This window comes from Methylobacterium adhaesivum, assembly GCF_022179065.1.
GTDB classification, from domain to species: Bacteria; Pseudomonadota; Alphaproteobacteria; order Rhizobiales; family Beijerinckiaceae; genus Methylobacterium; species Methylobacterium adhaesivum.
Window position 1 is genome coordinate 1 of record NZ_BPQD01000043.1, and the last position, 13,323, is coordinate 13,323.

9 protein-coding genes and 1 pseudogene are annotated in these 13,323 nt (G+C 69.9%); all 10 read left to right on the forward strand.

Going from position 1 to position 13,323, the window contains the following annotated elements; translation table 11 throughout:
• Positions 1-96: 96 nt before the first annotated feature.
• The 10 genes and pseudogenes from murB (at position 97) to recN (ending at position 13,310) form a co-directional block, all read left to right on the forward strand.
• Positions 97-1,035, forward strand: coding sequence for a UDP-N-acetylmuramate dehydrogenase (murB, locus tag MFF01_RS20845; RefSeq protein WP_238228280.1), 939 nt, complete (start codon positions 97-99; stop codon positions 1,033-1,035).
• Positions 1,036-1,419: 384 nt separating this feature from the next.
• Entirely contained in the window at positions 1,420-2,343 is a 924-nt protein-coding gene (locus MFF01_RS20850; protein ID WP_238228282.1) for a D-alanine--D-alanine ligase, read from the forward strand.
• Positions 2,310-3,269: a cell division protein FtsQ/DivIB gene (locus MFF01_RS20855; protein WP_238228285.1), complete on the forward strand. Its 960-nt coding sequence runs from the start codon at positions 2,310-2,312 to the stop codon at positions 3,267-3,269. Before MFF01_RS20850 ends, MFF01_RS20855 begins: the two co-directional genes overlap by 34 nt.
• A 78-nt stretch (positions 3,270-3,347) precedes the next feature.
• The gene (ftsA, locus tag MFF01_RS20860) at positions 3,348-4,670 is read left to right on the forward strand and encodes a cell division protein FtsA (protein ID WP_238228287.1); all 1,323 of its coding nucleotides are present in this window, start codon (positions 3,348-3,350) and stop codon (positions 4,668-4,670) included.
• A 153-nt stretch (positions 4,671-4,823) separates the two neighbouring features.
• Entirely contained in the window at positions 4,824-6,620 is a 1,797-nt protein-coding gene (ftsZ, locus tag MFF01_RS20865) for a cell division protein FtsZ (RefSeq protein ID WP_238228289.1), read from the forward strand.
• A 321-nt stretch (positions 6,621-6,941) separates the two neighbouring features.
• Positions 6,942-7,889 carry a UDP-3-O-acyl-N-acetylglucosamine deacetylase gene (gene lpxC, locus MFF01_RS20870; RefSeq protein WP_238228291.1) on the forward strand — a complete coding sequence of 316 codons (948 nt, stop codon included), beginning with the start codon at positions 6,942-6,944 and terminating at the stop codon, positions 7,887-7,889.
• A gap of 246 nt (positions 7,890-8,135) precedes the next feature.
• Positions 8,136-9,014 carry an outer membrane protein assembly factor BamD gene (locus tag MFF01_RS20875; protein WP_238228293.1) on the forward strand — a complete coding sequence of 293 codons (879 nt, stop codon included), beginning with the start codon at positions 8,136-8,138 and terminating at the stop codon, positions 9,012-9,014.
• A 570-nt stretch (positions 9,015-9,584) separates the two neighbouring features.
• Positions 9,585-10,112 (forward strand): annotated as a pseudogene (locus MFF01_RS22115) (CatB-related O-acetyltransferase); the annotation flags it as partial.
• A gap of 287 nt (positions 10,113-10,399) precedes the next feature.
• Complete coding sequence (locus tag MFF01_RS20885; RefSeq protein WP_238228295.1) at positions 10,400-11,497, forward strand: glycosyltransferase family protein; 1,098 nt, start codon at positions 10,400-10,402, stop codon at positions 11,495-11,497.
• 145 nt (positions 11,498-11,642) lie between these two features.
• The gene (gene recN, locus MFF01_RS20890; RefSeq protein ID WP_238228296.1) at positions 11,643-13,310 is read left to right on the forward strand and encodes a DNA repair protein RecN; all 1,668 of its coding nucleotides are present in this window, start codon (positions 11,643-11,645) and stop codon (positions 13,308-13,310) included.
• Positions 13,311-13,323 lie beyond the last annotated feature (13 nt).

The window sequence follows — 13,323 nt, forward strand, 5'->3', positions numbered from 1 at the left end:
GGAATCGCCCCCTCACCCTCGGCTGCCGCCTCGCATTGCCGACGGCAAGGTCGGCAAAGCCCTCTCCCCGCAGGCGGGGAGAGGTGGAGAACACCCATGACCGTCTTCCCCGACCTCACCCCCGCCATCCGGGACCGTGCCCCGGGCCTGCGCGGGCGCCTCATCGCCAACCAGCCGCTGTCGGACCTGACATGGTTCCGCGTCGGCGGCCCGGCGCAGGTGCTGTTCACTCCGGCCGACACGGAGGATCTGGCGGCTCTCCTCGCGGCCCTCGATCCAGAGACGCCCGTCACGGTGGTCGGCCTCGGCTCGAACCTCATCGTGCGCGACGGCGGTGTGCCGGGCGTGGTGGTGCGGCTGGGCGGCAAGGCGTTCGGCTCAGTGGAGATCGACGGCGAGCACCTGCGGGCCGGCACGGCCGTGCCCGACATGCGCCTCGCCAAGGCGGCGGCCGAGGCCGGGCTCGACGGGCTCGCGTTCTTTCGCGGCATCCCCGGCTCCGTCGGCGGGGCCCTGCGCATGAACGCCGGGGCGCATGGCGGCGAGACCACGGACGTGCTCGTCTCCGCCGAGGGCGTCGACCGGGCGGGCAACCTGCGCACCTTCACCCACGCCGAGATGGGCTTCACCTACCGCCACAGCGCCGCCCCCGACGACGTGATCTTCATGAGCGCCCTGTTCCGGGGCCGGCCCGGGGACCGCGCCGCCATCGAGGCCGAGATGGACCGGGTGACGGCGGCCCGCGAGGCGGCCCAGCCCATCCGCGAGCGCACGGGCGGCTCGACCTTCAAGAATCCGCCCGGGGCCAAGGCGTGGCAGCTCGTGGACGCCGCCGGCTGCCGGGGCCTCACCGTCGGCGGCGCCCAGGTCTCCGAGATGCACTGCAACTTCCTCATCAACCGCGACGGCGCCACGGCGGCCGACATCGAGGGGCTGGGCGAGGAGGTGCGGCGGCGCGTGCGCGAGACGAGTGGCGTCGCGCTGCACTGGGAGATCAAGCGCATCGGGCTCGCCACCTCGGAGGCCGGGGCGTGAATGCGGATCGCGACCGGCCCGGATCGGAAGCTCTCGAAGCCGAACCTCCGCCGCCTGTCCGTGCGGTGGCAATCCCTTTGGGCGATGATCCGTCGGGTCCGGCAATGGGTGAGGACCCTTTCACGGCGTGCACCAAATGGGGTGGTTCGGCCGACGAGGTCGATGACGCCAACCTGTAAGGCCGGCGGGACGGTGAGAAACCGTTCCGCTGCCAATATCCTTGGCCGAGCACCGTTGGTGCCTGATACGGGCCTCGGCCGAGCACATCGCAAGGGCTAGACGCGACGGGCTCCCTCTCCTTCCAGGAGAGGGGACCTGCGCTTGCCGAAACCGAACGGATCGACCGGAAACGGTAAGACTGGGCCGTCACGCGGAGGAAACATCATGTCCAAGCACGTCGCCGTCCTCATGGGCGGGTGGTCCTCCGAGCGGCCGGTGTCGCTGAATTCCGGCAACGCCTGCGCCGAGGCCCTGGAGGGCCAGGGGTTCCGCGTCACCCGCGTCGATGTCGGACCCGACATCGCCACGGTCCTCACCGATCTCCGGCCCGACGTCGCCTTCAACGCCCTGCACGGGCCGGCGGGCGAGGACGGCACGATTCAGGGCCTCCTGGAACTCCTGCGCATCCCCTACACCCACTCGGGGGTGCTGGCCTCGGCGCTGGCCATGCACAAGGAGCGTGCCAAAGTGGTCATGCGGGCGGCCGGCGTCAGCGTCCCCGAGGGCCGCGTCGTTAACCGTCACGAGGCGGCAAAGTCACACGTCCTGACGCCGCCCTACGTGCTCAAGCCCGTGGCCGAGGGCTCCTCCATGGGGGTCATCATCGTGCGCGACGGTCGCGCGCATCCGCCCCAGGAAGTCGGCCGGGCGGATTGGGGCTACGGCGATGAAATCCTTGCCGAATCTTACGTCGCCGGCCGCGAGCTGACCTGCGCCGTGATGGGGGACAAGGCCCTGGGCGTCATCGAGATCAAGACCGCGTCCGGGGACTGGTACGACTACGACGCAAAGTACGCCGAAGGGGGGTCGATCCACGTCCTCCCGGCAGAACTTAAACCAAATCTTTACCAGCGTGTCCAAGAGTTGTCGTTAACGGCGCATCAAGCACTCGGGTGCCGGGGCATCAGCCGTGCGGACCTCCGCTTCGACGACACACCGGGTGGAACCGGTGCCCTCGTCGTCTTGGAGGTCAACACGCAACCCGGCATGACGAAGACGAGCCTTGTGCCGGAAATCGCAGCCCACGCTGGTTTTAGGTTCGGTGAGCTCGTTCAATGGATGGTGGAGGACGCAACGTTGGGCCGCTGAGCGCTCCGGGTCATCCCGGCGGCGCAGGCTTCGCCCGCGCCCTGCGCGATGCCGTGGCGGCGACCCTGCCGCGCTGGGCCGGACCCCTCGCGTCCGGCCGCCGCTCGCGCCTCGCCATGCCCATCGAGCGGCGGATTCCCCGCCACCTCGGCACCCTGGCCATGTCGATGTCGTTCGCCGCCCTGGCGCTCGGCGGCTTCGTCGCCAGCGGCCGTTACGACCGCTTTGTCCTCGAGAACGGTCGCCCCTTCGACATCGCCGCGCGGCTCGCCGGATTCGGCGTCGAGCGCGTCACCATTTCGGGCATCGCCCGCCTCTACGAGCGGGAAGTGCTCCAGGCCGCCGGCATCGACGGCCATTCCTCGGTGGTGTTCCTCGACGTCAACGAGGTCCGCGACCGGCTGATGCGGGTGCCCCTCATCGCCAGCGTCTCCGTGCGCAAGGTCTACCCGAACGAGATCGTCATCAACCAGGTCGAGCGCGAGCCCGCCGCCCTGTGGCAGCGCAACGGCGTGATCTCGGTCATCGCCGCCGACGGCACGGTGATCGACGAGATGCGCGACGACCGCTACGCCGCACTCCCCCTCGTGGTGGGGGAAGGCGCCAACGAGCGCCTGAAGGATTACCTCGCCCTCATCGAGGCCGCCGGCACCCTCGCCGAGCGCGTCAAGGCCGGCACCTACGTGTCGGGCCGGCGCTGGACGCTCAAGCTCGACGGCGTCGACATCCGCCTGCCCGAGACCGGCGCGGCCGAGGCCCTCGCCCGCCTCGTGCGCCTCGAGCGCGAGAGCCGCATCCTCGAGAAGGACATCATCGCGGTGGATCTGCGCATGCCCGACCGGGTGGTGGTCCGCCTCACCGAGGAGGCGGCGGCCGCCCGCGCCGAATCCCAGAAGAAGCCGAAGGCCAGGGGGACGGCGACATGAGCCGTCACATGAGCCGTACGATCCGACCGGCGCGCCCCGCCGCCCGTTCCGTTCCCGCAGCCCCGGCCCGGTAACCCGATGCACGCCCAACACGGCCTCACGCCACGGTTAAAACCCCTCTCCGCCCGGCGCAGCACCACCCTCTCGGTGCTCGACATCGGAACGAGCAAGGTGGTCTGCCTCATCGCCGAGCTTCAGCCGGCCGAGGCCCTCTCGACCCTGCGCGGGCGGACCCACTTCGCCCGCATCATCGGCATCGGCCACCAGCGTTCGCAGGGGCTGAAGGGCGGTGCCATCGTCGACCTCGAGGCCGCCGAGGGCGCCATCCGCCAGGCGGTGCACGCCGCCGAGCGCATGGCCAAGGTCGAGGTGCAGTCGGTCATCGTCAACATGTCGGGCGGCCGCATCGGCTCCCAGCATTTCGAGGCCCGGATCAACACCCGCACCGGCACCGTCACGGGCACGGACGTGGAGCGCGTGCTGGAGACGGCCTCCGCTCACGGCGTCAGCCCCGGCCGGGCCGTGCTGCATGCGCTGCCCACGGGCTACGCCATCGACGGGCAGGGCGCGGTCATCGATCCCTCCGGCATGATGGGCGACGCGCTCGGCGTCGACCTCCACGTCGTTACGGGCGAGGCGGCCGCCGCCCGCAACCTCATGCTGGCGGTGGAGCATTGCCACCTCGGCGTCGAGGCGGTCATCGCCACGCCCTACGCCGCCGGCCTGTCGGCCCTCGTCGACGACGAGGCCGAGATGGGCGTCTGCGTCGTCGACATGGGCGGCGGCACCACCAGCGTCGGCGTGTTCTCCGGCGGACACCTCGTGCATGTCGACGCCATCGCGGTGGGCGGCCACCACGTCACCATGGACATCGCCCGCGGCCTCTCCACCCGCGTCGCCGCCGCCGAGCGTCTGAAGACTCTTTACGGCTCGGCCATCGCCACGGCCTCCGACGACCGCGACATGATCGCCGTCCACGGCGTCGGCGAGGACGAGGGCGACGCCCCCACCCACGTGCCGCGTTCGCAGCTCGTGCGGATCATTCGCCCGCGCGTCGAAGAGGTCATCGAACTCGTGCGCGACCGCCTGCGTAACGCCGGCTTCTCGGCCCAGGCCGGGCGGCGGGTGGTGCTCACGGGCGGAGCGAGCCAGCTCGTGGGCCTGCCGGAAGTCGCCCGCCGGGTGATGGAGGGCCAGGTCCGCATCGGCCGGCCGCTCGGCATCCGCGGCCTGCCGGAGGCCGCCAAGGGCCCCGCCTTCTCGGCGGCGGTGGGGCTCCTCGTCTACCCGCAGGTGGCGCATGCGGAGCACTTCGAGCCGCGGGGGCACGGCGCCTTCGCGAGCACCGGAACGGACGGTTACTTTTCGCGGGTCGGACGCTGGCTCCGCGAGAGCTTCTGAGGCGCAGAACTTCTGAGGTGAAAGCCTCACTGGGAACGACCGCCGCCGCGCCCGAAACCCCGAACCGGGGTGGGCGCGAACGGCCAGACGGAATCGGCGCCTCACCCCATCGGGGCGTCAAATGAAACGTGAGAGGCAAGAGGCTCGACACCCATGGCCATCAGTCTGCAGGCACCTGACATCCGGGAACTGAAGCCCCGCATCACCGTCTTCGGCGTCGGCGGAGCCGGCGGCAACGCCGTCAACAACATGATCGAATCCGGCCTCCTCGGCTGCGAGTTCGTCGTCGCCAACACCGATGCCCAGGCCCTGACCTCCTCCAAGGCCGAGCGCGTGATCCAGATGGGTCTCGGTGTGACGCAGGGGCTCGGCGCCGGATCGCACCCGGAGGTCGGCTCGGCCGCCGCCGACGAGGTCATCGACGAGATCCGCGACCAGCTCTCCGGCGCCCACATGTGCTTCATCACCGCCGGCATGGGCGGCGGCACCGGTACCGGGGCCGCCCCCGTCATCGCCCGCGCGGCCCGCGACATGGGCATCCTCACCGTCGGCGTCGTGACCAAGCCCTTCCAGTTCGAGGGCGTGCGCCGCATGCGCACGGCCGAGGCCGGCATCCAGGAGCTCCAGGCCGCCGTCGACACCCTCATCGTGATCCCGAACCAGAACCTGTTCCGGGTCGCCAACGAGAAGACCACCTTCGCCGACGCCTTCGCCATGGCCGATCAGGTGCTCTACTCGGGGGTGGCCTGCATCACCGACCTCATGGTCAAGGAAGGCCTGATCAACCTCGACTTCGCCGACGTCCGCGCCATCATGCGCGGCATGGGCAAGGCGATGATGGGCACCGGCGAGGCGTCCGGCGAGAACCGCGCCAACCGCGCTGCGGAAGCCGCCATCGCCAACCCGCTCCTCGACGACGTGTCGATGAAGGGCGCGCGCGGCCTGCTCATCTCCATCACGGGCGGCAACGACCTCACCCTGTACGAGCTCGACGAGGCCGCCACCCGCATCCGCGAGGAGGTGGATTCGGACGCCAACATCATCCTCGGCGCCACCTTCGACGAGAGCCTCGACGGCATCATCCGCGTCTCCGTGGTCGCCACCGGCATCGAGCCGGCCCTGATCACGGCGCATTCGCAGAACAACCCCGAGATCGTGCAGACCGAGCAGCGCATCGCGGAAGTGGCCGAGCGGCTCCGGGCGGAAGCGAGGGCCCGGGCGGCACAGCCCGCCCCCACCTTTCGCAGCCCCGGACAAGACCAGGCCCTGACCGGCACCCAGGGCCAGTCCCCGGTCGCCGCCGCGCCCGTGGCCCCCGTCGCCCAGGCGCCGGTCCAGGCTCCCCGCGCGACGCTGCCGGAGGCCGCCCCCGTCGAGTCCCTGCGGATGGAGCCCGTGCCCGCCCCCGTCATCCGTGACGAGGTCGTGCTGACCCAAACCCAGCCCCGCGCCGCCATGGCGTACGAGCCGGCCCCGCTGCCGCAGCCCGAGCCCGCCCCGGTCTCCGCCGCCGGCCCGTTCGTGCCGCCGCGTCCGGCCGTGGCCGTCGCCCGCGCGCCGCGCATGCCGCAGATCCAGGACCTGCCGATGCCCGGCCAGGCCCAGATCCGCGCCAGCCGCGGCGAGGAGCCGGCGGAGCCCGCCGCCGACACGAAGCGCATGACCCTCCTGCGCCGCCTCGCCACCGTCGGCTTCGGCGGACGCCGCGAGGAGGCCGAGGCCGCCCCGGCGCCCGTGCGCGCTCCGGTGAGCGCTCCCCCGGCCAGCCCCATGCCGCAGGCGCCGATGCCCGCCGACTACGCCAAGCGGGCCGCCGCGCCCGTTGCCCAGGGCTACCGTCCGGCCCAGGGCCATCTCGATCCGCAGGGCCGCGTGGCGGCTCCGCAGTCGCGCATGATGGATGACGATCAGCTGGAAATCCCGGCCTTCCTGCGCCGTCAGGCCAACTGAGAGCACCGGGCGGGGTCCTTCCCCGCCCGGCTTGATGCTTTTTTGTAACGCACCCGGGGTCTCGCGGCTCCGGGCGCTATGACTTGTTAACTCATTGACGGCGCTTGCGTTTCTCGACCGCCACCGCGGTGTTGCGTTGTAACAGAGCGTAAGAATCCGTGATTTGGTCCCGGTTTGGGGCGGGGCTATACGCAATTTGGAACGAAAAGCGCGGCGGTTTCGCCGTCGGCGCTCGCGGGGCTTCAAGCAGCGGACGGATCACCGGAACGACTTTCCTCCCTCGAAGGAGGTCTGCGTTCGATCACGGCCGAGGGCTATGGAATGCGAACGAACCAACAGACGACCCTCAAGGCGCCGGCCACCCTCAGGGGGATCGGCGTCCATTCCGGGAACCCGGCGGAGATCACCCTCCACCCCGCGCCGGCGAACCACGGAATCGCGTTCCTCCGCACCGGCATGCCCACCGGCAACGACCGCCTCATCAAAGCCCACCACGCCTGCGTTTCCGCCACCGAGCTCTGCACCGTCATCGGCGATGTCGCCACGGGGGCCGTCGCCACCATCGAGCATCTGATGTCGGCGCTCTACGGCCTCGGGATCGATAACGTCCTCGTCGAGATCGACGGCCCCGAGATGCCGATCCTCGACGGCAGCGCCCGTCCCTTCGTGCAAGCCATCGACGCCGTCGGCCTCGCCACCTGCGGCGCCCCCCGGCGCTGGATCAAGGTTCTGCGCCCCGTACGCATCGAGGCGGACCACGCCTTCGCCGAGCTCCGCCCCATCGATCGGGGCTTCCGCCTCGACGTGGAAATCGATTTCGAGAATCCGGTGATCGGTCGTAGCCGCAAGGCCATGGACCTCACCCCCTCCGCCTATCGCCGCGAGATCGCGGGCGCGCGCACCTTCGGGATGATGCGCGACGTCGAGCGCTACTGGAAGGCGGGCTTCGCTCTGGGCGCCTCCCTCGAGAACACCGTGGCGGTGGGCGAGACGGCCGTCGTGAACCCGGAAGGCCTGCGCTACGCCGACGAGTTCGTCCGCCACAAGTTCCTCGATGCCGTCGGCGACCTCGCCCTGGCCGGTCTGCCGATCCAGGGCGCCTACCGCTCCTATTGTGGCGGCCACCGCATGAATGTCGGGGTGCTCACCGCCCTGTTCGCCGACCGGGCCAACTACGCCATCGTCGAGGCCGCGAGCCCCCGCCGGGAGACGGCCCTGGCCGAATTCGGTTCGAGCCTCGGGCTCGCCGCCTTCGCGGGCGACCTTTAAAACATCCCGGACTGGTGCGGGCCTGCAACAGGCGCGCCGTTCCGAAGTCTTGCGCGGCGCGGGCCCGAGGGGCCGCCGCTTTCACGCCCAAATCGCACGCCACGGTGAATCGTCCGTGAAACGGAGCAAGGTCCGCTGGGCAATGCAGCCGGACCGTGGCATCACGCCGTCAGCCACGCGACCACACCTGTGATGGCTTGACGACGTGTGTCCGAGACGGGCCCGTCTGTTGGGGGAAGTACCGGAATGCGCCTCATTCATCCGAACCGCGGTGCGATGGCGGCCGTGCTTCTCACGCTCTGCGGCGTGGGCCTCGGCGGTTGCGACGCCCTCGATTCGATCAACCCCTTCGCCGAGAAGTACAAGCCGGAAGTCGTGCCGGATGTTCCCGCCGACAAGCTCTACAGCGACGGCCTCGCGCGGATGGAGGACAAGGACTACGAGGGCGCCGCGAAGAAGTTCGGCGAGCTCGACAAGGCCTACAGCTATTCCGACTGGTCGCGCCGCGCGCTCCTCATGACGGCCTACTCGAACTACGAGGGCCAGAAGTACGACGAGGCGATCACGGCCTCGAAGCGCTACCTCCAGCGCCACCCGGCGAGCAAGGATGCGGCCTACGCCCAGTATCTGATGGCGATGTCGCACTACAAGCAGATCCCCGACGTCACCCGCGACCAGGACCGGTCCGAGAAGGCGCTCGCCGGCCTGCAGGAGCTCGTCCAGAAGTATCCGACCTCCGAATACGCCGCCGACGCCAAGGCGAAGATCCAGATCACCCGCGACCAGCTCGCCGGCAAGGAGATGGAGGTCGGCCGCTTCTACCTCGAGCGCCGCAACTTCCCCGCCGCCATCAACCGCTTCCGCGACGTGGTGAGCAAGTACCAGACGACCCGCCACGCGGAGGAGGCCCTCGAGCGCCTCGTCGAGGCCTACATGGCGCTGGGCATCACCGCCGAGGCGCAGACCGCCGCCGCCGTGCTCGGCCACAACTTCCCCGATAGCCCCTGGTACAAGGACGCCTTCGCGCTCCTCCAGAACGGCGGCCTGGAGCCCCGCGAGGAGAAGTCCTCCTGGCTGAGCAAGATCTATCGCGGCGTCATCGGCCGCACGGCGGAAGCGCAGTAAACCGGTCACCGCGCGATTCGAGCGGGCGCCGGATCACCGGGGCCGCGTGGCGGTCGAGCGAAGCGTGAACCCGCTGATCTGAGGATCGCGAGCGGGGTAGGTTCAACCGATCGGTCGGACCGATCGGTCGGCCGGAGCGAGCGTCCCGAAACGTCCGATCCCGGCAGGTCCATGCGTCGGTGCGTCGAAAGTCTTCTTCGGAGGATGACGCTCAGGCGTGTGCTCGGGCCGCTGGCCCGGGAGGGGGGGCGTCGGGAGGCCTGCGAAATCGCTTCCTGCAACTCCCGCGGGAGAGCTGGTCGCGACCGCTAGTTGGGGTTGATCGCGGGAGGCGGTCGGTTCAGGTTCCCTTGGGCGGATCGGAATGGATGGGAGCATCCGACGCCTTCGGAGTGATGCGACCGTCTCATGCTCGTACGACAGACCACCCGGCTGCTGCGGAAAGCCGGCCTTCTTCAGCCCGTCCCCAGGCCGCCGCCTCAACCTCCGCTGGTCATTGAAGCGACCGAACCGCCGGCCCCGCGCAAGCCGGTCACCACTCCGGACGGTCGCTACCACATCGATGCCGCGATGAAGACGGTCCTGCACGCGCGCGGCTTCGATGCCACGTGGTCATCCGACGGCGGGGTACTCCCACAAGACAGTGTGTTCGAGCCACCGTGTTCGGTCCAGCGGCTGGAGATCTTTGGCCGGATCGCCATGGGCAGCTTCAGCTACGGCGTGTCGGGCTACTGCAACAACGTCACCATCGGCCGCTACGTCTCCATTGGCGACGACGTTCAGATGGGCAAGGGCGATCATTCCATCGCCTGGCTGAGCACCTCGCCGTTCTTCTACCTGCATGAGACGATCCTCCCCGTCGGTCAGGATTTCGCGGGCGCCGAGGCCTATCACGCGTTTCGGCCGGACACGTCCGGGGCCGCCGGTTTCGTGCAGGGCAGCACCATCGTGATCGAGAACGACGTCTGGATCGGCCATCGCGCCTATCTCCGGCCGGGCGTGACCATCGGGACGGGGGCGATCATTGGGGCCTACGCCGTGGTGACCCGTGACGTGCCCCCTTACGCCGTCGTGGTCGGCAATCCCGGACGGGTCGTGCGTTACCGGTTCGACGAGGCCCTGATCGCGCGCCTTCTCGCGTCAAAATGGTGGACGCTCGCGCCCTGGCAACTGCACGGCATCGACCTCTCGCGCCCCGCCCAATCCATCGACGCCCTCGAACGCCGGGTCGCCGAGGCCGAGCCCTATCGCCCAGGCTTCATCCGCCTGGCCGATCTCATCGAGGGCGGCCCTGCATGAGGCTGCGCGCCCCGGGGGGCGACGCATGGCGCCGTGCCCGAAGCCTTTTCAGGGCGCCACCGCTTCACGACACGTATCATCGGCTGTTGGAGAATCCGTCGGAACGGAGCCTCGACCGCTGTCGCCTGGACCTGCCGCACGACACGCCCACCTTCTCGAAGCCTGTCTACGAGAACAGTCGCGGCAAACGGTTCTTCTCGCGCACGCAGGCCTATCGCGATTGGGTCGCCGTCGGGCGCGGGCACGGGCTTGTCTTCAACGACGGCCTGAACACCTGCCTGAAGGTCATCCTCAAGATCAAGGACGATGCGGACCTGCTGCCACGATGGATGGACTATCACGGTCGCCTCGTCGGATGGCATAACATCATCGTCATGGATTGCGGCTCGACGGACGAGGACTATCTGTCGGCGCTGGCCTCGTACGAAGACCGCGTCCTGATCTTCTCCTATCCGCACTATTACGATACCCTCCACGATGTCGAGCTCAACCGGGATTTCTACAGCTTCGTTGCGAGAAACTGTAAGTATCTCTGCGTGGTCGATGCGGACGAATTCCTCTTCGGATACCAAGACGGCACCATCGGTCGGGACAATGTCCTGAAGATCCTTTCGGAGGGGGACGCTCCGATCTATCCCGGCACGTGGTACCCCAACGCCGCCGTCCCGGTGGACCGGGAGGGGGGCGGCCCGTGGCGGCGGCCCCTCGAATTCTCGATCTCGCCCTCCGCCATCGCATCCGGCACCATCAACGGCAAGGCGGTCGTCCGGGCGGATATCTGCCTCGACGTCAAGCATGTCGGACACAACCTCCATGTCGCCGAGGTGGCCGCGCGCATCCGGCCCGACGCGTGCGGCCGGATCGGCGTTCTGCACGTCTCGAACCTCGGCCCCCGGCAGGCCCGGACCCGCAGCCTTCGGCACCTGAAGGCGAAGGGGGCGGTTCCGGGGGACATGCCCGACGCCGCCGTGGACGCGTTCCTCGACGACGCGATGGCCCGCGGAGCGCTCGCGGAGGCAGCCCTGACCTACGCGCACGCCTTCCGACGGGCCGGCGAGGCGGGAGCCGACAGCGAGGGGCCGACCTTCGAGACCGATCTCATCGCCGGTCCCGGCATCGAGGTGAATCCGGACTTCCAGCGGCCGATCGAGGCGTTCGATTTCTCGACCCTCCTCCCCCGGTGACCGCCGGCCCATCCATGCATTTTGCGCGTGAAACCGAGGCGCCTTAAGGATAAGAGTGCCTCACACGAAGCCACGGCCGCTGCGTGAAAAGTCCCACCGTTCCCGACCGCTCGCACGTTCCCACGGAAAGAAGCCGCGCCGCAGCATGCTGAGCCAGCTCGCGATCCGCGACATCGTCCTCATCGACAAGCTCGACCTGAACTTTCGCGAGGGCCTCAGCGTCCTCACGGGCGAGACCGGGGCGGGCAAGTCGATCCTCCTCGATGCCTTCGCCCTGGCCCTGGGCGGGCGCGGCGACGGGCGGCTCGTGCGCCATGGCGAGGCCCAGGGGGCCGTGACGGCGGTGTTCGACATCGGCCTCGACCATCCCGCCCGGGCGCTCGCGGCGCAGGCCGACCTCGACACCGAGGGCGACCTCATCCTGCGCCGCATCCAGATGGCCGACGGACGCACCCGCGCCTTCGTCAACGACCAGCCCGTGGGCGTGCAGGTGTTGCGTGCCATCGGCCTCGCCCTCGTGGAGATCCACGGCCAGCACGACGACCGGGCGCTGGCCGATCCCGGCACCCACCGGGCCATCCTCGATGCTTTCGGCGGCCTGCACGGGCCCCTGGCCCAGGTCGGCGAGGCCGCCAAGCGCGTGCGCGCGGCCCGCACGAATCTCGCGGAGCACCGCGCCCGCGTCGAGGCCGCGCGCAAGGAGGTCGATTTCCTGCGCCATGCCGTGGATGAGCTCGAAGCCCTCGATCCGAAGGCCGGCGAGGAGACGGCGCTGGCCGAACGCCGCACGGTGATGCAGCAGGGCGAGAAGGTCGCGCGCGAACTCAACGAGGCCATCGAGGCCTCCGGCGGTCCGGGCGTCGCCCATCTCTCCGCGGCCCTGCGCAAGCTCGAGCGCCGGGCCGGGCAGCTGCCCGCCCTGGTCGAGCCCTGCGTCGCCGCCCTCGATGCCGCCCTGACGGCCCTCGACGAGGCCCATTCGGTCCTCGACGCGGCGCTCCGCGAAGCCGAGTTCGATCCGCGCGAATTAGAGCGCGTGGAGGAACGGCTGTTCGCCCTGCGCGCCGCGTCGCGTAAATACGACGTGCCCGTCGACGATCTCGCGGCCCTGCGCGAGCGCTACGCGTCGGACGTCGCCGTCATAGATGCCGGCGAGGAGGCCCTGGGCGGCCTGGAGCAGACCCTGGCGACGGCGGAGACGGCCTACGCCAAGGCCGCCACGAAGCTCACGGATGGGCGCCGCAAGGCGGCCAAAGCCCTCGACGCGGCGGTGAAGGGCGAGCTGCCACCCTTGAAGCTCGAACGTGCCCGCTTCATCACCGAGATCGCCACCGACCCCGAGTCGCGCGATCCCGCCGGTTACGACCGCGTCGAGTTCTGGGCCCAGACCAATCCGGGCACCCGGCCGGGGCCGATGATGAAGGTCGCTTCGGGCGGCGAGCTCTCGCGGTTCATGCTGGCGCTGAAGGTGGTGCTCGCCGACAAGGGCTCCGCGCCGACGCTGATCTTCGACGAGATCGACACCGGTGTGGGCGGCGCCGTAGCCGATGCCATCGGGGCACGCCTCGGGCGCCTTGCCACCCGGGTCCAGGTGGTGGCCGTCACCCACGCGCCGCAGGTCGCCGCCCGGGCCGAGACGCATTTCCTCATCGCCAAGGACCCGGTGAAGGGCAGCGACCGGGTCGCCACCCGCGTCGCTTCCCTGGCGGCGCCGGCGCGGCGCGAGGAGATCGCCCGGATGCTCGCCGGTGCCACGGTGACGGACGAGGCCCGCGCGGCGGCCGCTCGCCTGCTCCTCGCGGCGGATGCCTAAGGATCGTCGCGGG